Source organism: Microcoleus sp. T2B6 (assembly GCF_036700475.1).
Classification (GTDB): Bacteria; Cyanobacteriota; Cyanobacteriia; order Cyanobacteriales; family Microcoleaceae; genus Microcoleus.
The window spans coordinates 1-22,565 of sequence record NZ_JAUBOZ010000089.1 but is presented as its reverse complement, the minus strand read 5'-3'; the positions used below and the strand labels follow the sequence as shown (position 1 = coordinate 22,565).

General features: G+C 46.7%; 24 protein-coding genes. 9 read left to right on the top strand and 15 right to left on the bottom strand.

The features are described from left to right. Positions 1-28: 28 nt before the first annotated feature. The 5 genes from QUA00_RS28175 to QUA00_RS28155 form a co-directional block, all read right to left on the bottom strand. Positions 29-304: a hypothetical protein gene (locus QUA00_RS28175; RefSeq protein WP_333308029.1), complete on the bottom strand. Its 276-nt coding sequence runs from the start codon at positions 302-304 to the stop codon at positions 29-31. A 6-nt stretch (positions 305-310) separates the two neighbouring features. Beyond that, complete coding sequence (rpsR, locus tag QUA00_RS28170) at positions 311-526, bottom strand: 30S ribosomal protein S18 (protein WP_006631377.1); 216 nt, start codon at positions 524-526, stop codon at positions 311-313. A gap of 95 nt (positions 527-621) precedes the next feature. Continuing rightward, entirely contained in the window at positions 622-810 is a 189-nt protein-coding gene (gene rpmG, locus QUA00_RS28165; RefSeq protein WP_006631376.1) for a 50S ribosomal protein L33, read from the bottom strand. A 38-nt stretch (positions 811-848) separates the two neighbouring features. Beyond that, positions 849-1,382: an RDD family protein gene (locus QUA00_RS28160; protein WP_333411910.1), complete on the bottom strand. Its 534-nt coding sequence runs from the start codon at positions 1,380-1,382 to the stop codon at positions 849-851. A 106-nt stretch (positions 1,383-1,488) separates the two neighbouring features. Next, positions 1,489-1,731: a DUF7219 family protein gene (locus tag QUA00_RS28155; RefSeq protein WP_333144943.1), complete on the bottom strand. Its 243-nt coding sequence runs from the start codon at positions 1,729-1,731 to the stop codon at positions 1,489-1,491. A 361-nt stretch (positions 1,732-2,092) separates the two neighbouring features. Between QUA00_RS28155 and QUA00_RS28150 the strand changes: the two genes are divergently transcribed. After that, positions 2,093-2,971: an SGNH/GDSL hydrolase family protein gene (locus QUA00_RS28150; protein ID WP_333411909.1), complete on the top strand. Its 879-nt coding sequence runs from the start codon at positions 2,093-2,095 to the stop codon at positions 2,969-2,971. Positions 2,972-3,073: 102 nt separating this feature from the next. On the opposite strand, the gene QUA00_RS28145 is transcribed toward QUA00_RS28150, so the two are convergent. The 4 genes from QUA00_RS28145 to QUA00_RS28130 form a co-directional block, all read right to left on the bottom strand. After that, positions 3,074-3,973, bottom strand: coding sequence for a DUF4436 family protein (locus QUA00_RS28145; protein ID WP_333411908.1), 900 nt, complete (start codon positions 3,971-3,973; stop codon positions 3,074-3,076). Between the two features lie 31 nt (positions 3,974-4,004). Continuing rightward, complete coding sequence (locus tag QUA00_RS28140; protein WP_333411907.1) at positions 4,005-4,154, bottom strand: hypothetical protein; 150 nt, start codon at positions 4,152-4,154, stop codon at positions 4,005-4,007. A 187-nt stretch (positions 4,155-4,341) separates the two neighbouring features. Continuing rightward, complete coding sequence (locus QUA00_RS28135) at positions 4,342-5,856, bottom strand: carotenoid oxygenase family protein (RefSeq protein ID WP_333411906.1); 1,515 nt, start codon at positions 5,854-5,856, stop codon at positions 4,342-4,344. Positions 5,857-5,986: 130 nt separating this feature from the next. After that, on the bottom strand, positions 5,987-7,441 hold the full coding sequence (locus tag QUA00_RS28130) for a folate/biopterin family MFS transporter (RefSeq protein WP_333411905.1): 1,455 nt from the start codon (positions 7,439-7,441) through the stop codon (positions 5,987-5,989). A 148-nt stretch (positions 7,442-7,589) separates the two neighbouring features. On the opposite strand from QUA00_RS28130, the gene QUA00_RS28125 reads away from it, so the two are divergent. Genes QUA00_RS28125 through QUA00_RS28105 form a run of 5 tightly spaced genes read left to right on the top strand, consistent with a single transcriptional unit; the run spans position 7,590 to position 10,102 of the window. Further along, positions 7,590-8,069 carry a hypothetical protein gene (locus QUA00_RS28125; protein ID WP_333411904.1) on the top strand — a complete coding sequence of 160 codons (480 nt, stop codon included), beginning with the start codon at positions 7,590-7,592 and terminating at the stop codon, positions 8,067-8,069. A gap of 46 nt (positions 8,070-8,115) precedes the next feature. Then, complete coding sequence (locus QUA00_RS28120; RefSeq protein WP_333411903.1) at positions 8,116-8,607, top strand: hypothetical protein; 492 nt, start codon at positions 8,116-8,118, stop codon at positions 8,605-8,607. Beyond that, positions 8,597-8,974, top strand: a complete 378-nt coding sequence (locus tag QUA00_RS28115) for a HEPN domain-containing protein (RefSeq protein WP_333411902.1) — start codon at positions 8,597-8,599, stop codon at positions 8,972-8,974. The genes QUA00_RS28120 and QUA00_RS28115 overlap by 11 nt, the downstream gene beginning before the upstream one ends. Positions 8,975-8,998: 24 nt before the next feature. Further along, entirely contained in the window at positions 8,999-9,460 is a 462-nt protein-coding gene (locus QUA00_RS28110; protein ID WP_333411901.1) for a cupin domain-containing protein, read from the top strand. Positions 9,461-9,466: 6 nt separating this feature from the next. Then, positions 9,467-10,102 carry a class I SAM-dependent methyltransferase gene (locus QUA00_RS28105; protein ID WP_333411900.1) on the top strand — a complete coding sequence of 212 codons (636 nt, stop codon included), beginning with the start codon at positions 9,467-9,469 and terminating at the stop codon, positions 10,100-10,102. A gap of 93 nt (positions 10,103-10,195) precedes the next feature. Here the strand turns inward: QUA00_RS28105 and QUA00_RS28100 are convergent, their stop codons facing one another. The 6 genes from QUA00_RS28100 to kdpA form a co-directional block, all read right to left on the bottom strand. Further along, positions 10,196-11,434: a sodium:proton antiporter gene (locus tag QUA00_RS28100; protein WP_333144954.1), complete on the bottom strand. Its 1,239-nt coding sequence runs from the start codon at positions 11,432-11,434 to the stop codon at positions 10,196-10,198. Between the two features lie 264 nt (positions 11,435-11,698). Continuing rightward, on the bottom strand, positions 11,699-12,850 hold the full coding sequence (locus QUA00_RS28095) for a universal stress protein (protein WP_333144956.1): 1,152 nt from the start codon (positions 12,848-12,850) through the stop codon (positions 11,699-11,701). Between the two features lie 209 nt (positions 12,851-13,059). Next, positions 13,060-13,692: a K(+)-transporting ATPase subunit C gene (gene kdpC, locus QUA00_RS28090; protein WP_333144958.1), complete on the bottom strand. Its 633-nt coding sequence runs from the start codon at positions 13,690-13,692 to the stop codon at positions 13,060-13,062. A gap of 41 nt (positions 13,693-13,733) precedes the next feature. After that, on the bottom strand, positions 13,734-14,003 hold the full coding sequence (kdpF, locus tag QUA00_RS28085) for a K(+)-transporting ATPase subunit F (RefSeq protein WP_333144959.1): 270 nt from the start codon (positions 14,001-14,003) through the stop codon (positions 13,734-13,736). A gap of 155 nt (positions 14,004-14,158) precedes the next feature. Next, positions 14,159-16,252 carry a potassium-transporting ATPase subunit KdpB gene (gene kdpB / locus QUA00_RS28080; RefSeq protein WP_333144960.1) on the bottom strand — a complete coding sequence of 698 codons (2,094 nt, stop codon included), beginning with the start codon at positions 16,250-16,252 and terminating at the stop codon, positions 14,159-14,161. A 77-nt stretch (positions 16,253-16,329) separates the two neighbouring features. Then, on the bottom strand, positions 16,330-18,078 hold the full coding sequence (gene kdpA, locus QUA00_RS28075) for a potassium-transporting ATPase subunit KdpA (RefSeq protein ID WP_333144961.1): 1,749 nt from the start codon (positions 18,076-18,078) through the stop codon (positions 16,330-16,332). 309 nt (positions 18,079-18,387) lie between these two features. On the opposite strand from kdpA, the gene QUA00_RS28070 reads away from it, so the two are divergent. The 3 genes from QUA00_RS28070 to QUA00_RS28060 all read left to right on the top strand — a co-directional run. Then, positions 18,388-19,488: a HAMP domain-containing sensor histidine kinase gene (locus QUA00_RS28070; protein WP_333144962.1), complete on the top strand. Its 1,101-nt coding sequence runs from the start codon at positions 18,388-18,390 to the stop codon at positions 19,486-19,488. Continuing rightward, on the top strand, positions 19,485-20,177 hold the full coding sequence (locus QUA00_RS28065; RefSeq protein ID WP_333144963.1) for a response regulator transcription factor: 693 nt from the start codon (positions 19,485-19,487) through the stop codon (positions 20,175-20,177). The genes QUA00_RS28070 and QUA00_RS28065 overlap by 4 nt, the downstream gene beginning before the upstream one ends. 202 nt (positions 20,178-20,379) lie before the next feature. Continuing rightward, the coding region (locus tag QUA00_RS28060; RefSeq protein ID WP_333411899.1) for a DUF4347 domain-containing protein at positions 20,380-22,565 on the top strand (2,186 nt) is incomplete at its 3' end.

Sequence of the window (22,565 nt, the reverse complement as noted above, 5' to 3'; positions counted from 1 at the left end):
CCAGCTTTATATTTGAGATTTTGGATTTTTACAGTAGCCACTTATCGAGTTTCGAGCTTGCGATTTTAGATTTTGGATATTGGCAATTTTTCTGGTCAATTGTGAAAGTTAAAATCTCAAAAGTTGTTCTTTCTTCTTGCTTTTTTTTTAACTTTTGACTTGTGATTAAGACTTGCGCTGCGGCGACTCTTAACCCTATTTCACGATTATTTCGCTGCATTCTTGCTGCACTTTTAATGGCAGAAAGACGTTGTTTTCGCGCAAGTCTTATTCCCAGTCCAAAATCTAAAACCCAAAATCCCAAATCCTGTTAACCTTCTTGGTTTACGAAGGGCATCAAAGCTACAATTCTTGCTCTTTTGATGCTTCTGGTCAGGTCTCGCTGCTGTTTGGCAGTCAAACCGGTAATCCGGCGGGGCAAGATTTTACCGCGTTCTGTGACGTATTTTTTGAGCAAATCGACATCTTTGTAGTCGATCGGGTCTCCTGGTTTGATGGGCGAAACGCGCCGGCGAAAGTAAGTCATGGTTTGTTTTTTGTTGACTGTTGACTGTTGACTGTTGACTGTTGACTGTTGACTGTTGACCAATAACAACTGACAACTGACAACTGACCACTGATCTACTTGATCTCTTTGTGGGCAGTGTGGCTGTTGCAATGGGGGCAGAACTTTTTGAGTTCCAGCCGCGCCGTCGTGTTGCGACGGTTCTTGGTGGTGGTGTACCGAGACACGCCTTTTGAGCGTTTGCTTACGTTAGTACGGCACTCAGTACACTCTAGAGTAATTATGATGCGGACGCCTTTAGCCATAATTCTAAATAAATTTCGACTAATTTAAACACAATTTATTATCTTCTCACATTGCTCTGCACTTGGTCAAGCAATCTTCTAACTTTGATGTCGAGGGAGTAGCCGCGGCGGGTTCCGACGACCATCGTCCCGCCGATGCGATCGTGGAAAGCTTGGGGAAACCTTTCGCCGGAGTTGAGGGCAACGCTACAGTCGATCGCCAGGGGCAGCATCAGCAGCAAGACGGCGGCGTTGGTAGAGGTGAGCCCAGCTATACCTGCGAAGGCTAAGGCGGCGCAAATACCCAGCAATGCCTCGCGCTTACACAGTTCTTGCACTCCCGGAGTCCGTAGGAATCTGGTATCGGCAACTTTCATGTCCAAAGCCCAGCGCCCGATACTTTGACCTTGGTTTTTCCTGACGATGGCTACGCGCAGGATCAGCCACAGCAAAACAAAAAATATGGTTTGGGCGATCGCATTAGTACCCAGAAGCAAACTGGGCAGCCAAACTGCGATTCCGTCAATGCAGAAGGCCGCTGCGCGGCGGCCGACGGATACTTTGGGAAGGAGGGGTACTAAATCGGAACTCATAGGCAAAAAGGTCGATCGCTACTAGCTACTTTTTCATATTAAGCTCTCGATTAATCGATCGGCATCAATGGCGCGTAACTCAAGTTCCAAGCCCACCGCTAATTATTCAAGCGGAAAATGGATTTTCGCCGATTCCCAACTGCTTTTTCGAGTTTTCCACCTCTTCCCAGAGTGCTTGTATCTGAGTAAATGCCTGTTCTACAGAGATTTTACCGTTAGATGTCAAGGAACTGATGTAACCCACTCGCTGAGAAAACTCTTGTAAATTCGCATTAAATACTAAATTCTCTGGCTTTACTTCACCGTAATAGCGAGTTTGAGGATATAAAAAATTTGAATTGGCTACCATTGCTTTAACCTCGCATGAAAACTTGTTTCCTGAACTAATCAATATTATTATAAACTGGGATTACCTTCTAAAGTTGTGCTGTAACTAGCAGAAATCCTGTGACATTTGGCGATTTTTTTTGTGATGGCAATTACACCGACAGATGAGGGTGACAAAAACCTCAGTAATTTCACATATACAAATTACGCAGGCGCGGTCAACAACCAGGTTTCTGCCTTAAGGCTTATAACTTCGGATTGGGTGTCCAAACCAGGTTTTTGTTAGTCCAGGACTGAGTTATTGAAATAAGTGACAAAAACCCCTGAAATGGATAATATTATTGCAGACATAAATAGTTAGAGTTTTAGTAGGAATCTGCGTAATGTCTCCCAATGCGCGTGAAGCGAAGCTATCCCGAAGGGAATCGCCCCGTCCCAAAGTCCCGCTAAGGCAAGTGTTAATCAGACTTGCCCTCGCCGTAATTGCTGCTATTATCGCCTTTAACATTCCTCACTCCTTAATTCCGATGTTTAAAGAATCCGTATCCCAAGCAACGCCCCCACCAGAAATCCAGAACGTGCTCGCCGGCAAGCGCAAAATTGTGACAGTGGGCGACAGCATCACCGAGGCGGGGAAATACCCCGGAGGTTACGTTTGGCTGCTGGAACGCTATCTGAGTGCTCTTTATCCCGATCGCCAAATCGAAATCGTCAACGCCGGAATCTCCGGTAACAAGGCGACTGATATGCAAGCGCGCTTCCAGAAAGATGCGATCGACCAAAAACCAGATTTAGTAATGATTAATGTCGGAGTCAACGACGTTTGGCACGCTTTCTTCGACTTCCAAAACCGTCAGTTTTATCCGCAAGGCAAGTTGCCCACGGGAGTGCCACTGGCAGAATATCGGGAGAAAATAACTCAAATGGTGCTGGCGGCAAAAGCCGCAGGAATTCGAGTTGTACTGCTTTCTCCTACTCCGATAGGGGAAAATCTCGACGGCCCAGAAAATCGCAGGTTGCAAGAGTATATTGCCGCGATGCGAGAAATTGCGTTAGAGAATCAGTGCTTGTTTATTGATTTGAATGCGCCTTTTCGGGAAGTTATCGGCACCTATCAAAAGCACGCGGGCAAAACTCTGAATTTGTTAGCCGCAGATGGAGTTCATCCCAATCCGTCGGGATATCGAATTATTGCTTTTACTATCTTGCGCGGTTTGGGTGTACCCGCAAAGGATATTGAGAATTTGGAAGTCAAAAATTGAATCTTTTAATTTAGTTAAGTGTTGACTGTTGGCTGTTAATTGAAAGTATCAAAGCTACAATCCCCCTGATTGGTCTAGGGGGTAAATTCTTGAAATATAAAATCATTCAATTGGCGGATGATACCGCTTCAACCAACAGCTACCAATAATAACTAAGGCCACCACAACTATAATTTCCGTCCAAAAAAACGAAAGGAAATCACTGGCAGTTCCCACTGGTGGCACCCCAGGTTGAGCGTTGCGAATAGCGGGAAAAGCAAACAACATCACAGCAGTCCAACTCAGCATTCCCACTTCCGGCAACTTACCTGATTTCATCACTTTTAATGCTAGCAAAAGCGCCATAATTGACAGCACCCACATGATAACAATAATCACTAAGGCAAAGAATTTTACCGGCAGCGATCGAGTGGCAGAAACATCGATATAAATAAAGATAGATGAATTCTCTTCCATCGGCTTATAACTGATGTCGAAACCGGGAACGTCGGCATGGAAATTAAATTGCAGCGGCACGGGATTCAGTTCAAAGGGAGCAAACTTTTTCCCAATCGAAGGCAGCGGGTCAATCGAAATAGCTACTTTAGCAATGTGCCGATCAAAGGGGTAATTATTAATTTTTCCTTTGACTAAGTTAAACTTCAATGCAGGGACAATCATCGGTTTGCCTTCTTTAAAGGTAATTTCCGAATCCGGTACATTGGCGCCGTTAACTGTCATTAACAAGTCTTGAGCCGGGTAAGTTGGCCCTTTTTTATAAATACCTTTGAGTTCAAACTGCAAGCGGGCTTCTAATTCGTTTTTAATGGGGTCAACGGCAATTAAGGTCATTTTGACCTCAACCAAGCCTTTGGACGCTACAGCGCTTTCTGGAGATAAATTGTAAGGCTCTTGGGCGTTAGCATTGTGAGAGTAAATAGATAAGATAATTGCCAAGATTACGACGATACTGCAAATTAAAATAAGTAGTTTTTGGATAGGAAATTTGTTGACAGTTTGCATTTACTAGGTATTTTTATGTGTTAAATTGTTGTTAGTATTTCTCGCAGTCTCCGCAGTCCGCCAGGGGTTTAAACCCCTGGCTCATAGAAGACAGTCGGTTAAAACTCACATCTTGCACCATTCTCAAGAACAGGCAAGATGCCTGTTCCACAAAGATTAGATTTTCTTGTGGAACGGGCATCTTGCCCGTTCATAAAAGGCTTATTGACAATGGTGCAACATCTCAGTTAAAACCGACTGAAGAAACCCGATCGATAATAAATGTTGGTTTTAGTCCTCTTTGAGAGGACTTTCGCTGTGAGCCGGGGGTTTTCAACCCCCGGCGGGCTGTGGCGAGCGGCGCAAGAACCAGGCGAATCAACGCGCAACTACGAACCGATAGGAAGCAGTACATTTGGTGTAAAACTGCCGTGCAAACCGTAGGGAATGTGCTGTTTTAAATGCAAGCGCGCTACAGGGCCTTTGGTGATGTCGCGAGCATCTAAAATCACTAAGGTCGATCGATGATTAGCTGCATCATACATTAAAAGCAGCAGCCAGCCGTCATCCTCAGCCGTTGCACCTTCAGGCGAGACGCCTGAACCACGGGGAACAAACACCGGTTCCCCCGCAAAACCGCGCGGCGCCGCACTCCAAATTTGCCTTTCACCAGTCACGAAATCCATTTTGAGGATAGCTTGCAAAGGAGCATTTCCAGTGGGAGCATCAGCAGCACCGATATACAGATATCGGTAAGGTTGTCCGACATTATTGGGATGCAAAGTGGGAAACTCGCAGCACCGAGTTTCAACAACTTGATGCTGTACGCTTTTGTCTTGCAAATTCAACTTAAACCGCCACAATTCGCCCGCTGGAACGCTGTCAAAATCAACCTCGCGAAAATCGCCGTCCGCTTCTACAGTGGGAAATGATTCGTAGCAAACTGAATCTACAAAAACTTCGTCTCCTTCTTCCCAGGCGTTGCAGTGGTGGAAGACAAAACAAGGTTCGGTTTCTAATATCTTCACCTCGTCAGTGCCGTTGCGGGGAATTAAAATTGCTTGCGTTGGCTTGTTTGGCGAAAATTTAATGCACTGGGATGCACTCCGAAATCCTAACACGAATGGTAGAGGATTAAATGAGACGGGATTTTGGAAGAATATGCAGTAATTCGGGGTAATTACCATGTCGTGCAGGAAGGCAAAACCCGGTATTGCATGGGCGTGACGATCCAAAAGTTTGCCGCTTTCGTCGAATTCGTAAATCGTGATGGTACTCGACAAACCGGGCTTGACAGAAAAGTTGACTAATCTGTCTCCTTTGCCATTTTTGCCTTTTTCAATTCTGGGGTGGGCAGCGAAGGCTTCACCGGGTTCCAAGATGCCATCTAGAGTATCTAAGCCGAAAGTTTCTAGGGTACGGGGGTCGAGTCTGTAGGGCTGTGCTGCTTCCCAAAGTGCTAGCAGTTTGTCGCCCCAATAAATGATGTTGGTGTTGGCAATGTTTTTGATTTTGACATCAAAGATGTTGGCAAGCGGGCCCCCCGGTTTCTGTGTGCCGAAAACCCCTCGGTGGAGGATTTTTCCGGCTTTTTGTTCGGCGAGATAGCCTTCTGTGCGGACGAATCGGTTGCGGAAATGGGCGCGGCCTTCGGATATTGCGATCGCACAAATCATCCCGTCGCCGTCAAACGGGTGGTGGATGCGCTGGCCGTTGACATCCAACAATCCGGGCCCGTTGCGAAAGAATGTGCCTTGCAAGCCGGCGGGGATTTCGCCTTCTATGTTGTCAATCCAGTAGTCGAATTCGTTGGGTTGGGATTCGTAGCCGCGCTGCCAGTCTGTGCGATCGTATGATACGTTTTGGGCGGCTGTTTGAGGTTGGGAAATCTGTAATTTTTGCATGGGTATAATAAGCTTTTATTGATTTAACCGCAGAGAACACAGAGGGCGCAGAGAGAAGGAAATTGGGAGAATTGGGAAACACAGTTAAATTCATCCGTGTATCCGTGTCAAAATCCGTGTGTGCCTTCCTTTATTTGCTATCTGCTGTGCGCCTTTGTGACCTTACTGTGGGTACTAAGTCGGGAAAGTATTCGGGCATGAAATGTTGTCCGCCTGGTTTGGAACTGCCCGGTTCTGGTTCTAATACGGGAAGAGACTTTTGAGAGTTTGGATCGCCGCTTTCTGTGCTTTCGGCGGGCAGCCAATTTAAGAACGGTAGGGGCAGAAGTGTGGACAGGTTTGTGATGATGACTAGCAGCCAGAGGTTATCAAAATTGCGATCGGTAATTCCTAGCAAGTGGGTCAAAAGTGCACCGCCTTCGTGGGACAAAAGTCCTGCTAAATTTGTGATTGACATCAGCAGCGCAAATAAAGTTGCTTCGACGCCGGGGGGACACAATCGCGCGGAAAGTACCAGCACCGGCATATAAGCAATTTGTCCGATTACTGTCAGGATCAGGCTGTCTCCGATGCTGAACCATTGATCGTCAATTCCTAAAGCTCTGTTGGCATGAGTTACTAATAATAAAGTAGTCATGCCCAAAGCAGTCGCAATGACCGTTGACCAGCCAAAAATTACTCGAAACGGAACTGTTTTGAGGAAGCGCTGAAACAGCCAGACGCCGGCCAGGGCGGCAATGCTGGTAACGAGGCGCACTCGGCCGAGAAATTCTGGTGGAAAGCCTAATTCGTTGGTGGTGAAAAAGAAGAAGGCGGAGTCTGAGCTTGGGGTGGCTTGCCAGAGGAAGAGAAAGGCGGTGGGCAGCCAAATTGTTTTTTGGGTAACAGCTTGCCGCAGTTGTTTTAATTGGTCTTTGACTGTTTCAAAGTCGGTTCTTTTGTTGGTTTTTTCTTCGGCAATTAACCAAGCTGTTGCTGATACAATTAGCGGGAAAGATGCGGTGATTAAAAAGATAGTGTGGGTGCTGAAGTGTTGCAGCAGGGAACCGCTGAGGTAGGCGGTAATTAATCCGCCTAGGGCTGCAGCGCCCCAAGACAAGGATTGCAGGGAACCGGCGTCGGTAACGGATTCTTTTCTGGCCCTTTCGACTACCAGGGAGTCGGCGATTACGTCGCTGACGGCGAGGGAGAGGGAACTCAGGGCGATCGCGCCTGTAGCGGCAAGCGGTGTGTGTACAATTGTTGCGAGGCTCACCCATGCTGCAGTTCCCAGCAGCCCGGAGAGGACGATGTAAGGGCGTCTGCGGTAGCCGAATATTGGCAAACCGTCCGACATGAAGCCGAACACGGGTTTGATAATCCAAGGCAGGGCGACGACGCCCAGCATTGCCGAGACTTCTGCCGGACTCATGCCGAGTTCGTCTTTGAGAAAGAAGCTGACGGCTAAGCGGGCTAGTCCGAGAATGCCTTGGACGAAGTAAATCAGTAAGATGGCTATGAGTTCGGGGGTTGGCTCATTCCCAAAGAATACTTTTTCTTTTAAAGATTCTTTGAGTTTGCTGACGCCGGAGGGGGAAACGAGCATTTGAGCAATATTTCTTAATGAATCTCAATATTTATAACACATTCTTAATGGTTTGCGGGAACTGCCGGAGGTGGGATGCGAAAGTGAAGGGGAGGTGGCAGCTACTATAAAATTATGATGAGCTCGAATTAAAGGATTTTGGGTAGCAATGAAAGCAGAAATTAGAATTGTCTTTCTCGCAGTTGCTGGGATGTTAGGAATGGGGGCTAATTTAGCCTCAGCAATACCTGTTGCTAACAGGCAAGGTGATTATCCGGTGCCGCCTGCGAGACAGCGGGGAAACCGGCAGGTAAATTGGTTGGTTGTTGACTCTGATTCTCAAGGGTTGAATTGCCGGATGGCTCAGAGATTTCGCTCAATTTCTGTAGACGGTTTGGATGCGCCTGCTGAGTTGTTTGAAAGAAATAAACACAATGTTTCGCAGTGGCCTGTGGTGACTGTTTTTCGGCGGGGACAGCGCTTGGAAGCGGTGACGGGAAATAATGCTAATCAAATTATGATTTCTGACAATCAAGGCAAGGGTTGGCTGCCTGTTTCCACGGATAAGGGTAATTGTTTTGTGCGGGCGAACAGCCGTTTTATTAAACCGATTCGGGAAAATCCTACTACTTTAAAACCGTTAGAATAAGGCAGAATGGAAACAGGAAAAACAAAGCTTAGATTATACAACTTATATGCAAACCGCGAGCAATTCTCAAACCCTAACAATCCAACTGTCTCCTGAAGACAGCGAAAGGCTTTTGGCAGAAGCAAAACGCCGTCAACTTGATGCCAACAGCCTAGCCGAGATACTGCTGCACGACAGCTTAACCGAGCTAAAGCCTGTTTCTTTGGTTGATATTGAATCTCTGGAAAAATTGTACAGTTGGCGGGGAAAAACTGAAATATTGCAGTTTCTGGAAAAACATCAGTTTTTGATTCCCGTATTGCTGGAAGCAGCAGACAAAATTTGCCATTACTTCCCGGATGCTAAGTTATTTATTGAATGCGTGACTGACCCAGAAGCTGTCGAGGATTCTATGTTAGAATTAGCCATTTGCATGAACGTAACCCCAGAGGAAGCTGTTGACAAACTTAATCAGTTTCAAGATGAGTGGTGGTTAAATTTATCAGATAAAATACGACAGCCACTTTGTCCTATCTTAGAATATCCCGATGACTTTTGAATGGTTAGAATATCTTAATTTAGCTAGAGAACTTGTAGGTAAAGCAACTACCCCCGCAAATCAAGAATCTAAATTGCGTGCTGCTATCAGTAGAGCCTACTATGCAGCTTTCATTCAATCCCGAAACTATTTACGGGATACCGAAGGACTTTCTATTCCAAAGACAGGAGAAGCTCACAGATACGTTCAGGAACAATTCGCTGTCAGTCCCGATCGCACTCGCAAGAAAATAGCAGAAAATTTGAGGTATTTGCGAAGCTATCGCCGAAAAGTAGATTATGATGATGCACTACCAGGATTATCCGGTATTGCATTAATAGCTATTGGAATCTCCGAAAAAGTAATATCGGATTTGAGTAGTTTGTAAGCATAGATTGGAGGGTGAAAATATATGATTATCGATCCTAAAAATGTGCCGGAAATTACGGGTTCCAAGTACCCTCAGCAATTTCAATCGGCTGTTGCGGGAAGAGTTAAAAAACGCTTGGGCGATGCTGCCGGATTGCAGAATTTTGGGGTAAATTTGGTGAGACTTGCGCCGGGAAGTTGTTCTGCTCTCAGGCACTGGCACACTCGTCAAGATGAGTTAATCTATGTTCTGGAAGGGGAAGTTACTCTGATTACAAATTCGGGAGAGCAAGTGCTAAAACCGGGTATGGCGGCGGGTTTTCCGGCGGGTGATGCAGACGGGCATCATTTAGTCAACCGCTCGAATGCAGATGTTGTTTATCTGGAAATTGGCGATCGCACTCCGGGAGATATTGCCGAATATCCCGATGACGATCTAATTGCGAAAGCTAGTGATAATGGTTGGATTTTTACTCGCAAAAACGGCGAGGTTTATGAGGATTAAAAAAATATGAGTCAAGTGAATCTTTGGACTTCGGCGGAACACGCTTTGTGGTATCTTGCTAAAGCTGATGGTATTCCTCACCGCACTGAAGGTGAAGCGGTTTTGTTGGAGGAAGTGCCGAAAAATGTTAAGCGAATTCTGGATGTGGGTACGGGAGACGGGCGGTTGCTGGGTCTGCTTAAGTGCGATCGACCAAATGTTGAATGTGTGGCGATCGACTTTTCGCCGACAATGCTGGAAAAAGCCAGAATGCGCTTTGCTGATGACCAGAATGTCACGGTAATCGAGCACAATTTTGATGAATCGCTACCGGATTTGGGCAAGTTGGATGCCGTTGTTTCCAGTTTTGCGATTCATCATGTAGCAGACGATCGCAAACGTTCGCTTTACACCGAGATTTTCGAGCTTTTGGAGCCCGGAGGCATTTTTTGCAATTTGGAGCACGTAGCGTCAGCAACTCCCGCTTTACATGATAAATTTCGAGAGGCAATTGGTATTAGCGATTCGCCCGATGATCCGTCTAATAAATTGCTGGATGTCGAAACGCAACTGCGCTGGTTTAGAGAAATTGGTTTTGACGATGTAGACTGCTATTGGAAGTGGCGGGAACTCGCTTTATTAGTTGGGGTGAAACCTGTTTAGAGTATTTCGTGAAATTCCTAGATTAGGTAAGGACACGGCAGTGCCGTGTCCCTACAAATATCGCATACAATCTGTATGACTTGCGTGAATTAATTAAATTAAATCCGGTACTTTAGGTTTGATTCGGCGCTCGTACCAGTTCATTAGCGGGGTGGAAGTAATACCGTGCAAAACCACAGAAATTATGATTGTTGAAAAGGTAATCCAGGCAATTCTTTCCCCTGTTTCGCCTTCCAAACCCTTACCAAAAGCATAGGTAAGATAATAGATAGAACCGACACCACGAATGCCGAACCAGCCATAAAGCCAGCGGTTGGCGGGATGCAAAGGACTGCCGATCGTACTAATCCAAGCTCCCACAGGCCGGATTAAAAAAATCAACAATCCAGCTACTAAGAGGGAGTATCCTCCATAGGCCAACATAGGCTCTAGGCGCAAAAGCGAACCTAATAGTAAAATAGTTGCTACTTCCATTAACTTTTCTATGCGCTCGGTAAAGTGCAGTTGGGAAAGTGGCTTTTCTAGATTGTGGTAACTCCGCTGCACGACAATTCCTGCTACAAAAACTGCGAGAAATCCGTAGCCGTTGACTACTTCTGTGAGGGAATAGGTGAGCAGAATTGTGCACAGAGCAATGAAATCTTCCATTAATTGATCGGCCGGTCGATAGTGTTGGAGCCGGCGATCGATCCAGGTGACGGCTTTAGCTACTAAAATTCCCATAACGATACCTGCGGCGATCGCCCAAATCAAGTCAACTGCTACCCACTGCGAAAACCACTTCGACCAGTTGTTATCTTTTAGCGAATAAATGCCGAAATAAACAAAGGGAAAAGCTAAAGCATCGTTTAAACCGCCTTCCGATGTTAAACCAAAGCGCAATTCATCGCGATCTTTTATATGAGCTAACTGAACTTCTGAGGCCAAAACTGGATCGGTGGGAGCGAGAATTGCTCCGAGTAAAATCGCCGCGCCCCAATCTAATTTCACAAACCAATGACCGATCGCAGCCACAGCAAAAATCGAAATTGGCATTAAAAAACCGATCAGCCGCACTGTGGAATTCCAAGCCCAAAGTTGCAGCGGGCGATTCATTTTTAAGCCGCAACTGAACAGAGAAACAATAACTACAAATTCTGTGAGTCTTTCTAAAAATTGAGCTTCGGGACGCAACTCAATCAGCTTGACGCCGTAGGGCCCCAATCCGATACCGACAACTAGATAAATTAAGGCATAAGACACCGGCATTCGCGAGATCCATCCCGAACCCAAGGTGACGCTCAGCAGGAGGATGCCAATAACTAGCAATTTGAGAATGTAACTATCCACCATAGAGAGCACACTTTTAATCAGGTTTACCAAGTGCGATTCTGACAGATAAAAGCTTCTGCGGCATCCACCACCCGCTAGATTCACATATCCTCCGAAAGTTGCATTTGTTATACCAAATTGTTTATGCTTCTAGCCTGCGGCTGCGGGCTTTGTCTTTGGAACCAGTAAACTCCGTGACTTACAATCGCTCGGAATTGTTTATTGCATTCATCTGACTAATAACTAATAACTAATGACTAATGACTAATGACTGAGGACTAATAATCAATTAGAAAGACCACTTTTTTCGGTAGCAATGATATGCAAATCTACGTGTTTGAGCGATCGCACTAACTGTTGAGTTAAAGAACCCCGCAGCAGCAAATGCCAGCGGGATTGCTGGCTTTCGCCGATCACAATTTGAGTAATGCGATACTGTTTCGCTACCTCCGAAATCGCTTTGGCTATATTATTGCCGTTTACCCGCAAAAATTGCCCGTTAAATTCTTGACAAAGTTTCTCACAAGTTTCAACGTGCAAGCTTTCTGCTTTTGTTAAAAATCGGTCGGGATCGTTGACAAACACAGCATAAAATTGGGCATTCATGTAGCTAGCAATCCTCGCGCCCCGCCGCAGCAGTTGCAAGGAATTCGGATAAGTCGAGATGCACACTAATACTCGTTCGTGAATGTTGCAAGATTGACCTTTTAAAGTTGCTGCCTCGTCTTCAACATTGTCTGCTACTTCTCGCAGGGCAAGTTCTCGCAAAGCAATTAAATGACGGCGCTGGAAAAAGTTTTCTAAAGATTGTTCAATTTTTTCGGGAGCATAAATTTTTCCTTCTAGCAACCTTTCTTCTAAAGTTTCCGGCGTTACATCGACAACGACTATTTCGTCAGCATCTTCGAGGACGCGATCGGGTACTCGCTCTCGCACTACAACTCCGGTAATTCGAGCTACTAAATCGTTGAGGCTTTCTATGTGTTGAATGTTGAGCGTGGAAAAAACATCAATCCCAGCCTTGAGAATTTCTTCGACATCTTGATATCGTTTTTCTCGCAGAGAACCCGGAATGTTGGTATGAGCCAGTTCGTCTATTAATGCTAATTGAGGACGGCGTTCTATGACAGCATCCGTATCCATTTCGTTGAGTATTTTTTCGCCGCGCCGCATTTGTTTTTTGGGAACTATTTCTAGTCCCTCGGCTTTAGCTGCTGTCTCTTTCCGCCCGTGAGTTTCTAACAGTCCAATTACCACATCAATGCCTTCAGATTTGAGCGTGTGTCCTTCTTCCAGCATTCGGAAAGTTTTGCCGACACCGGGGGCCATGCCGATAAATATTTTGTGCTTTCCCCGGCGGGGGGTGCGATCGTAAGTGCGGTTCGGCTGGGCGTAAACCGCGTCTGGATTGTTGGTAAGTTCGCTAGAGTGAATCATAGCTGAGTAGTGGGTTGTCAGTTGTCAGTTGGCAGTTGTCAGTTGGCAGTTGTCAGTTGGCAGTTGTCAGTTGTCTGTTGTCTGTTGTCTGTTGTCTGTTGTCTGTTGCTACAAATAACTAATAACAAATAACAAATAACTCATAACTAATGACTAATGACTAATGACTAATGACTAATGACTACGGACAACTGACTACTGACTGTCAACTATTGTAAACGGTCGAGAGCCAAATTCAGTTTGAGGACGTTAACTCCCGGTTCGCCGAAAATGCCGAGAAATCTGCCATCTGTATTTTTGGCTACCAACATTTCTACTTGATTGAGATTGAGCGATCGCACCGTTGCTATCCGCTGAATTTGCGCCCTAGCTGCCTCTAGGCTAATGTGCGGATCGAGGCTAGAACCAGAGGTGTAGACTAAATCAGCAGTCGGTTTGATACCAGCTTTGTTGAGGCGATCTAATTCAACTTGCACTCCCTGAAAACCCTCTTTCTCATTACCTCGTTTCAGCAACTCCGAGTTACTGGGGGCCAGGTTGCTAGCACCAGAAACGCCTGTTCTTTGACTAACATTTTCTCCCTTTGTCGGATCGTAATTTTCTGTCGCAAAACTGCTGTAATTGGTGGTGCTGGGACGACCCCAAAAATATTTATCTGATCGGAAAGGTTGACCAATTAACGAGGAACCGACTACAACTCCCTGCTTAGTAATTAATAAGCTGCCGTTTGCCTGGGAATTAAAAGCAATTTGACCGATTGCTAGCAAGATTAAAGGGTAAATAATGGCTGTAATTCCCCACAAAACCAGGGTAAGGCGAATGGCTCTAATTATTTCTCTCATAAATTACCTCGCTCGGTTATTTGCTAAGGGTTAATTATTGACTAAAATCTTTCCGGCTGAAAGATGACTACAAACAAGTAAATAGAAAGGGCGATAATCACCAAACCCAGGAGACTTAAACCCCAGACAGCTTTTCGGGTCAAATCTTCGCCCGCCGCCGCGTATACAGCGGGGGCAATTATAGCATTGAAACACATTACTAGAAATAGCTGTACCGGGATTGGGTGGCGCTGCCAAAGCATTTGTGCTAACTCAATAATTTGTTGGAAATCTCTGGGAAAAATATCATTCAGCAAATCATTCCGTTTCATGAATTCTCCTTATTTTGGGAATAAATATCTGTCTTTCTATTGGATGATTTTTTGGAAAAAATCGAGGCAGAGCCTCTGGATCTGCGTTCCTCGGCAGAGCCGGGGAACGAGAATCATCCGTTACATTCCTCGACCGATCCGTTGCCGAACTTCTCTTATGCTAGCCCAACGGCGGCTATCAAAATATCAATAATTTTGATAGCAATAAACGGTGCGACGGCTCCTCCCAATCCGTAGATTAAAATGTTCCGCTGCAACAGTTTATTGGCGCTCAAAGGTCGAAACTTGACACCTGTTAATGCTAGTGGAATCAAAGCGGGAATAATCAGAGCATTGTAAATTAATGCCGACAAAACTGCCGATTGACCGCTGGCTAAACCCATGACGTTTAAAGCGCCAACAGGGGCAAATATTGCCGGAATAATTGCAAAATATTTGGCAATGTCGTTCGCTAGCGAAAACGTAGTCAGCGCGCCGCGAGTAATCAGCAATTGTTTGCCAATTGTAACTAAGTCAATTAGTTTGGTGGGGTCGGAATCTAAGTCCACCATGTTAGCGGCTTCTTTCGCGGCTTGGGTTCCAGAATTCATCGCGAGTCCTACGTTTGCCTGGGCTAGTGCGGGTGCGTCGTTGGTTCCGTCTCCCGTCATTGCTACTAATTTGCCTTCTGCTTGTTGCTGGCGAATTACATCGATTTTGTCCTCGGGAGTTGCTTCGGCAATGAAGTCGTCAACGCCTGCTTCATCGGCAATTACTGATGCTGTAATTCGGTTATCTCCGGTGAGCATTATTGTGCGGATGCCCATTTTTCGCAGTTGGTCAAACCGATCGCGAATTCCCGGTTTGATGACATCTTTCAAATAGATAATGCCATAGGTGTCGCTGCCTTGACAAACAGCTAAGGGCGTGCCTCCCAAGCGCGAAACTCGCTCGTAAGCTGCATCGAGATCCGGCCCAAAATTGCCACCGCGCGATCGCACAAAACCCTTCACCGCATCCACCGCACCCTTGCGAACCTCCGTCCCATCGGGCAAATCCGTGCCAGACATCCGCGTTTTTGCGGAAAAATCAAGCCCCGTGGCGTTGGTGCGATCGAAATTTACCTGTGCGCCCAAATTCTGAGCCAAACGGACGATCGACTTTCCCTCTGGAGTATCGTCAAACAGGCTAGCAGCAAGGGCTACACTCGCAACCTCCTCCAGCGAGTGACCGTTTACCGGAATGAACTCCTCAGCTAAACGGTTCCCCAGCGTGATCGTCCCCGTTTTGTCCAAAATCAGCGTATTCACGTCGCCGCAAGCCTCCACGGCGCGTCCAGAGGTCGCTATCACGTTAAACTGAGCGACGCGATCCATGCCCGCAATGCCGATCGCGCTCAGCAAACCGCCGATCGTCGTCGGGATCAGCGCCACCAGCAGCGAAATCAGCGTCACCACGCCCACGGGAGTTTTCACATAACTTGCGATCGGCGGAATCGTCGATACCACTATCAAAAACACCAGAGTCAGCACCGCCAGCAGAACCGTCAGCGCGATCTCGTTGGGCGTTTTCGACCTTTCGGCCCCCTCCACCAGCGCGATCATCCTGTCCAAAAACCCCTTACCTGGGTCAGCCATCACCCGCAGCGTCAATTCGTCGGAAAGGATGCGCGTACCGCCGGTGACGGAACTGGCGATGTCCGAACCCGGTTCCTTGAGCACCGGCGCGGATTCGCCAGTGATCGCAGATTCATCTACCGAGGCGACGCCTGCAATCACTTCGCCGTCGGAAGGAATGACATCGCCCGCGATCACTTTAATTTGGTCGCCGCGTCTCAGGGATGTCGAACTAACTTCTTGAATTGAACCGTCTGGTAGGAGTTTGCGGGCTGTCGTGTCTGCTTTGGTCGATCGCAGCGCATCTGCTTGGGCTTTGCCGCGCCCTTCGGCCACCGCTTCGGCAAAATTAGCAAATACCAAAGTGAAGAACAAAATTAACGTCACTAAGCCGTTAAAAACTACCTGATTTTTGCCTAAAACCGGGCCGAACAGCGTGGGGTCGATCGTTAAAAGTGCAGTCACAATTGTGCCTATCCACACCACAAACATCACCGGATTTTTTAGCATCACCCGCGGGTTTAGCTTGACAAAAGCTTCTTTAAAAGCTCTTTGATAAAGGCCTTTAGTATTTGCTTTCGGCGTGTGCTTGCGAGACTCGCGAGAGCCTCTGGGAGGTTTTTTTGGGGAATCGGGAGTAGGGGATGAGGTCATGTCGATTGGGGATTTTAATGAACCGCAGAGAACACAGAGAACACAGAGAAAGAGAAGAGTGAGGTTGAGGATTTTCGCTACTGAGGGGGAGGAGTTGGTGTTGTGGGTACAGCTATTGATGCTGGTTCAAACTTGCCGCTGCTAATTTCATATCCTTCGGCAATTGGCCCTAATGCCAAAACTGGGAAAAATGTCAGTGCGCCTAGAATTAAGATTACTCCTGCGGTTACGCTAGTGAACAAAACTGAATCGGTTCTGAGAGTGCCTGTTGTTTCGGGAACCAGTTGTTTGTTTGTCATGCTGTCAGCTAAAAGCAGCAGGGCAATAATTGGAATGTAGCGCCCTAACAGGAGGCTAAAACAGGTGCTTAAATTCCACCAAAGTCCTGTCGGGGCGGGTTGAGAGTCGGTCAATCCTTCTAAGCCGGAACCGTTGTTAGCTGCCGCTGAAGCGTATTCGTACATTACCTGGGAAATGCCGTGAAATCCGGGGTTGCTGATGCCGCTCAAACTGTCGGTAAATGCGAGGGTAATTGCACCGGGGATTAAAACTGCGATCGGGTGGATTAATAAAACAACGCTGGCTAAAACAATTTCCCGTTTCTCAATTTTGCGTCCCAAAAATTCCGGCGTTCTCCCCACCATCAATCCCGTGAGAAACACGCTCAAAATTGAGTAAATAAACAAGTAAGCCGTTCCCGTTCCCTGTCCGCCCCAAACGATTTGCAGAAACAAATTAAACAGAGTAGCAAAACCAGCGGGAGGCATTAAAGAATCGTGCATCCCGTTGACAGCGCCGCACATTGTGCCTGTCGTAGTCACCGCCCACAGTGCAGTCTCTGCCCAACCAAACCTAACTTCTTTGCCTTCTAAATTTGGCTGCTGCGCGCCCAGTAAATTATTAATTTGAGGGTTGCCGCTGTACTCGCCAAATGCTGCAATGCCAATCAAAATTACATAGATGGCAAACACCATCCAAAAAATCAGCCATCCCTGCTTTTTGTTATTGGCAAATCGACCGTAAGTGTGAATCATAGCTGCTGGTATAGAAACCATTGCTAGTGTTTCCAGCAGGTTGGTAAAAGGATTGGGATTTTCAAAGGGGTGAGCCGAGTTCATGGCAAAAAATCCGCCGCCATTTTCTCCCAGTTGTTTGATGCTTTCAAAGTGAGCTACTGGCCCGCGAGCTATTACTTGCGTGCCGCCTTCTAAGGTACGGGCAACTGCCGGCCCTGCTAGGGTTTCCGGCACTCCAGACATTAGCAAAAGTAAGGCAATTATTAAAGAAATCGGTAGCAGAATCCTGGTAATTGATTGAATTAAATCGATGTAAAAGTTGCCCAATGGACGACCTGTTAAGCCCCGAATAAAGGCAATGCCTACTGCTAAACCCGTGGCGGCTGAGGTAAACATTAAAAAACCCAGAGTTAACTGGGATAGATAACTGAATGTTGTCTCGCTGGAGTAATGCTGTTGGTCGGTATTTGTGAGGAATGAAATAGTTGTGTGCAGCGCAGTATCCCAGGTTGGGGTACTTAAGCCGGTGGCATTTAAAGGCAGCACTCCTTGAAGCATGAAAATTAGGAAAACAAATATGCCCATTGCTGCATTGCTGTAGAGTAAAGATCGCGCATATTGCCAACCTGTCATCGAATCTACATACCGGATATTGCTGGCTTTATAGATAATTTGTTCTAGGGGTTTAATAGCGGGGTCGAGAATGGTTGCTTCTCCCATGTACACCCGCGCCATGTAATTACCAAAAATAGGGGCGATCGCTACTACAATGATTAGCGTTAATACGATTTGAATTAATCCTTCAAGCATAACTGAGCCAATACTTTCTTAAAAGTGCAATCTGCTTTTAACAATCAATATACTTGCCGTTAGGATTTTTGATAATCAGCCCGCAGGTATAAGTTGCCGTTTACCCGTTATGCTTATATGCTTAGCTGCTATATATTTTCACTGATAGACAAATGTTTAAATATTTTGCACTATCTATGCTTGCAGATATAGATGTTATCTAAACGCTTGTTTTTGCGTCATAGTAGACAAAATTTTGGCGAATAAAAACCGCAGGGATAAGGCAGAGAGTAAAGTGTAAATATAAAATATAAAATGGATGGATAAAGGATGTTAAACAGCTTATTGAAAATCACAGACAACCAGGCAATTCAAGAGAAGTATTTGCGGGGCAGGTGGTCGATCGCAATTTTATTGGCGATCGTTGTAGTGCTGGAATTTACTACACCGTCGGAGTATCTGTTTGGGTATTTGTACACAGGGCCGATTTTACTGGCAAATTCGCGCTTGAGTCGGTTGGGTAAGTTGCAAATTACACTGGTATCGGCAGCTTTGACGCTGTTAAATTTGTTTTTTCCTCCTGGAGAAACGATCGCCCTAGCAACTGTAGCAAATAGATCGATCGCAGTCATGGCTTTAGGGGTGACGGGATATTTGAGCGATCGCAACCAGCAGTACCAAGAGACGATCGCGATCGCTAAAGCTGAGTTGCAGTCGCAGCAGCAGCTAGCAAGCATCCGAGAAGATTTTGTCTCTACTTTGAGTCACGACTTGAAAACGCCGATGCTGGGGGCTATAGAAACAATTAAAGCTTTTCAGTCAGCAAAATTTGGGAATGTCACCGCCAGTCAGCAAAAAGTTCTCGAAACAATGGCGCGATCACACAAAATGTCACTACAATTAGTAGAAACGCTGCTGGATGTTTACCGCAATGATGCCGAAGGTTTAAAACTGCAACTTGCGCCGGTAAATTTAGTAGCTTTGGCAGAAGAAGTAATCGCAACACTCATCCATTTGTCGGCGGCGCGCCGGGTTTACATTAGTATGAGTTACGGAGAGTCAGATTTCCGTCGTTCTTTGTGGGTAAATGGCGATGCGGTGCAACTCCAGCGCGTTTTTGTTAATTTGCTAACAAACGGCATCAACCATTCTCCTCGCGGTGGCAAGGTAGAAATAATCATGGAATCTTATTCGAGTTTTCAGGTGGTGAAAGTTATCGATAGCGGGTTAGGAATTACCGCCGATGAACTGCCCCACTTGTTCGAGCGTTTTTATCAAGGGCACAGCGATCGGCAAGCCAAAGGATCGGGATTGGGGTTATACTTGTCTCGCCAAATTATTGACGCCCACGGCGGTATAATTTGGGCAGAAAATAAGTTGCCACACGGTGCTTTATTTGGATTCCGACTCCCTGCTATCCCACAGAAATGAAACCAGCTTATCCATTACGAATTCTCCTAGTTGAAGACGACGAACTGTTTCGGTTGGGGCTGCAAACCAGGTTGCAGCAAGAAAGTTGCTTGCAAGTAATTGCCGAGGCAGAAGATGGCGAAACAGCAGTAGAATTGACTCAGGAATACTTACCAGATGTGGTAGTTCTCGATGTCGGTTTGCCGGGAATTGGCGGTATTGAAGCGTGCCGCCAAATTAAAGATCGACATCCAGCAATTCCGGTTTTAATTTTAACATCTCATTCTCAAAAATCCTTAATTGAAAGATTAATTGCAGCGGGAGCTCAGGGCTATTGCCTTAAGGGAATTGCGGCGGAAACTTTGGTTTTGGCAATTCGATCGATAGCAGCGGGTGCTTCGTGGTGGGATAAGGCGGCAACTGCGGAAATTCGGGCAGTTTTTGCTAATCCTGAACCTGTGAAAGTTGGGTCAAAATGGGAAGTTTTGGAAAATCCGCTGACGAAGCGAGAACAGGAAATCTTGGCTTTAGTTGCGGGGGGGAAAAGCAATCAGGAAATTGCACAAATATTGTACATTGCTCCGGGGACTGTGCGGGTTCATGTGCACGCGATTTTGCAAAAGTTAGAAGTGCGCGATCGCACTCAAGCAGCAGTGCTTGCTATTCAGAAAGGATTGGTAGCAGAAGAGCTTTTAGCGATCGAACCCTAAAAAAGCGAGTTGTGTACTGGAATTGTCGGTTTTTTAAAGGAATTATTGGCTAAACCCGCCCCTATCAAGAGGCTTCTGTTGCAGGCTCACGGGAAATTAGTATTCGTCTTGATTGTTAATTTTACTCATGACATTTAATTTTTGAATTTGCTAAGCTAGACAGGCCTTAATTTTCCTACCGTCATCTAACCAAAGGTGTATTATGCCAAATTTTATCAGTTCAGTTTTTAGTTCGATCGCCTTTCTCGACTCTGCCCTTCCCGACAGCCAAACTCTCCACAACGGCATCGCAGCGGGGACAGAAGTTATTACCCTCGATGCGGCGCGGGATGGAGTAGCACAAATTACTGAGGCTCTAGCGAGTCGCAGCAATATCAAAAGCATTCATATCATCTCCCACGGCCGCCCCGCGAGTTTACTGCTAGGGGCGATCGAGCTAAACTTGACAAATTTAAAAACTTATGCTAAGCAATTGCAGCGTTGGTCGCGATCGCTGGCAGACAGTGGAGAGATTTTGCTTTATGGGTGTGATGTAGCGGCGGGGGAAAAGGGCGCTAACTTTGTGCAACAACTGAGTCAGCTAACCAAGGCAAAAATTGCGGCTTCTCGATCGCCGATCGGCAGTTCGGCTATGGGCGGAGATTGGGAATTAGATTATACAACAGGAGCGGTGTCCTCTGGGCTGGCGATCGAGCCAGCCACAATGGCCGCTTATCAATATGTGTTCGGTCGTACCCTCTACGACAGCACAAACTATTCACCACTACCACCAACATTAGCACCCATACCAGGCATCGGGACAGCAGCCGGTACTCAATTAGCTTACGGGCAGATACCTCTACCTGCCCCAGTGGGTACTGCTCCCCTTGCCACTGGTGCGTTCTCGCCCAACACTGGCATTAATACTGCTAGCGTTACCGCCGACAATAACACTACAGGCTATGCGGGCTACACCAACTACAGATACACTCCCGCAACTCCGACCCCGACGCCAGCAACATTTACTCCAGTCAGCGCAACTTTTCCCGCACTTGACCGCATCAACGGTTACAGCGTTTCTTTTCGAGTTGCAGTCACCGCTGAAAACAGTATTAGTAACGATCGGGCCGGTTTCAGCATCATCGCCATTAGCAGCGACGGTCAAAATGGCATTGAACTGGGTTTCACCAAGGGGAACTTTCCCCCCAACGGAGGTATATTTGCTCAAACCGGTGGTACACCAACATCAGCTCCCACCTTTACTCGCGGGGAAAATGCAGCTTTACCTTTTAACATCAACACTCCTACAGACTACAAACTCGTAGTTCAAGGCAACACTTACACCCTGTTTGCCGGCCCAACAGCAATACCAAACCTGACAAATCAACCGCTACGCAACTACACGGCATTTAATCCAGAAGCCAGTCAGCCGCGTTTACCCTACAATCCCTACAGCCAGCCAAACTTCCTATTTTTCGGGGACGCCACGGATCAAGCAAGTGCCGCTTTTACTCTCGGCCCCATCTCGGTTAATAATTTCCCGGTGGCCGCCACTGGCAGCTACAGCGTCCTGCACGACAAAGTGCTCAGCGTACCAGGGCCTACCGACGCCAACAGCGACCCGCTGACGACCACTGTAGTCACAGACCCAACCAACGGTACACTCACACTCAACCCCTTGGGCGACTTCAGTTACAATCCTAAGCCTGGCTTTGTAGGCATTGATACCTTCACCTACAGCGTTAGCGACGGGGCTGCGACTGTCCCCGCTACGGTGACAATCAACGTTACTAACAGTGTGCCACAGCCACAACCTGATACCTACAGCGTCCTGCACGACAAACCTCTCTACGGGTTTCCATCAGTCAAAGACAACGACAGCGACGGCGACTTCTTCTTGGACAAGTTGACCCCCGCTTTAGTCACAGACCCCACTAACGGTACGATTATATTTAATCCAGACGGCACATTCAATTACAATCCTAAGCCTGGCTTTGTAGGTAGTGACACTTTCACCTACAGCGTTAGCGACGGGGCTGCAACTGTCCCCGCCACTGTGACAATCAACGTTACTAACAGTGTGCCACAGCCACAACCTGACACCTACAGCGTCCTGCACGACAAACCTCTCTACGGATTTCCATCAGTCAAAGACAACGACACCGACGGCGACTTATTCGACAAGTTGACCCCCGCTTTAGTCAAAAACCCGACTAACGGTACGATCATATTTAATCCAGACGGCACATTCAATTACAATCCTAAGCCTGGCTTTGTAGGTAGTGACACTTTCACCTACAGCGTTAGCGACGGGGCTGCGACTGTCCCCGCTACGGTGACAATCAACGTTACTAACAGTGTGCCACAGCCACAACCTGATACCTACAGCGTCCTGCACGACAAACCTCT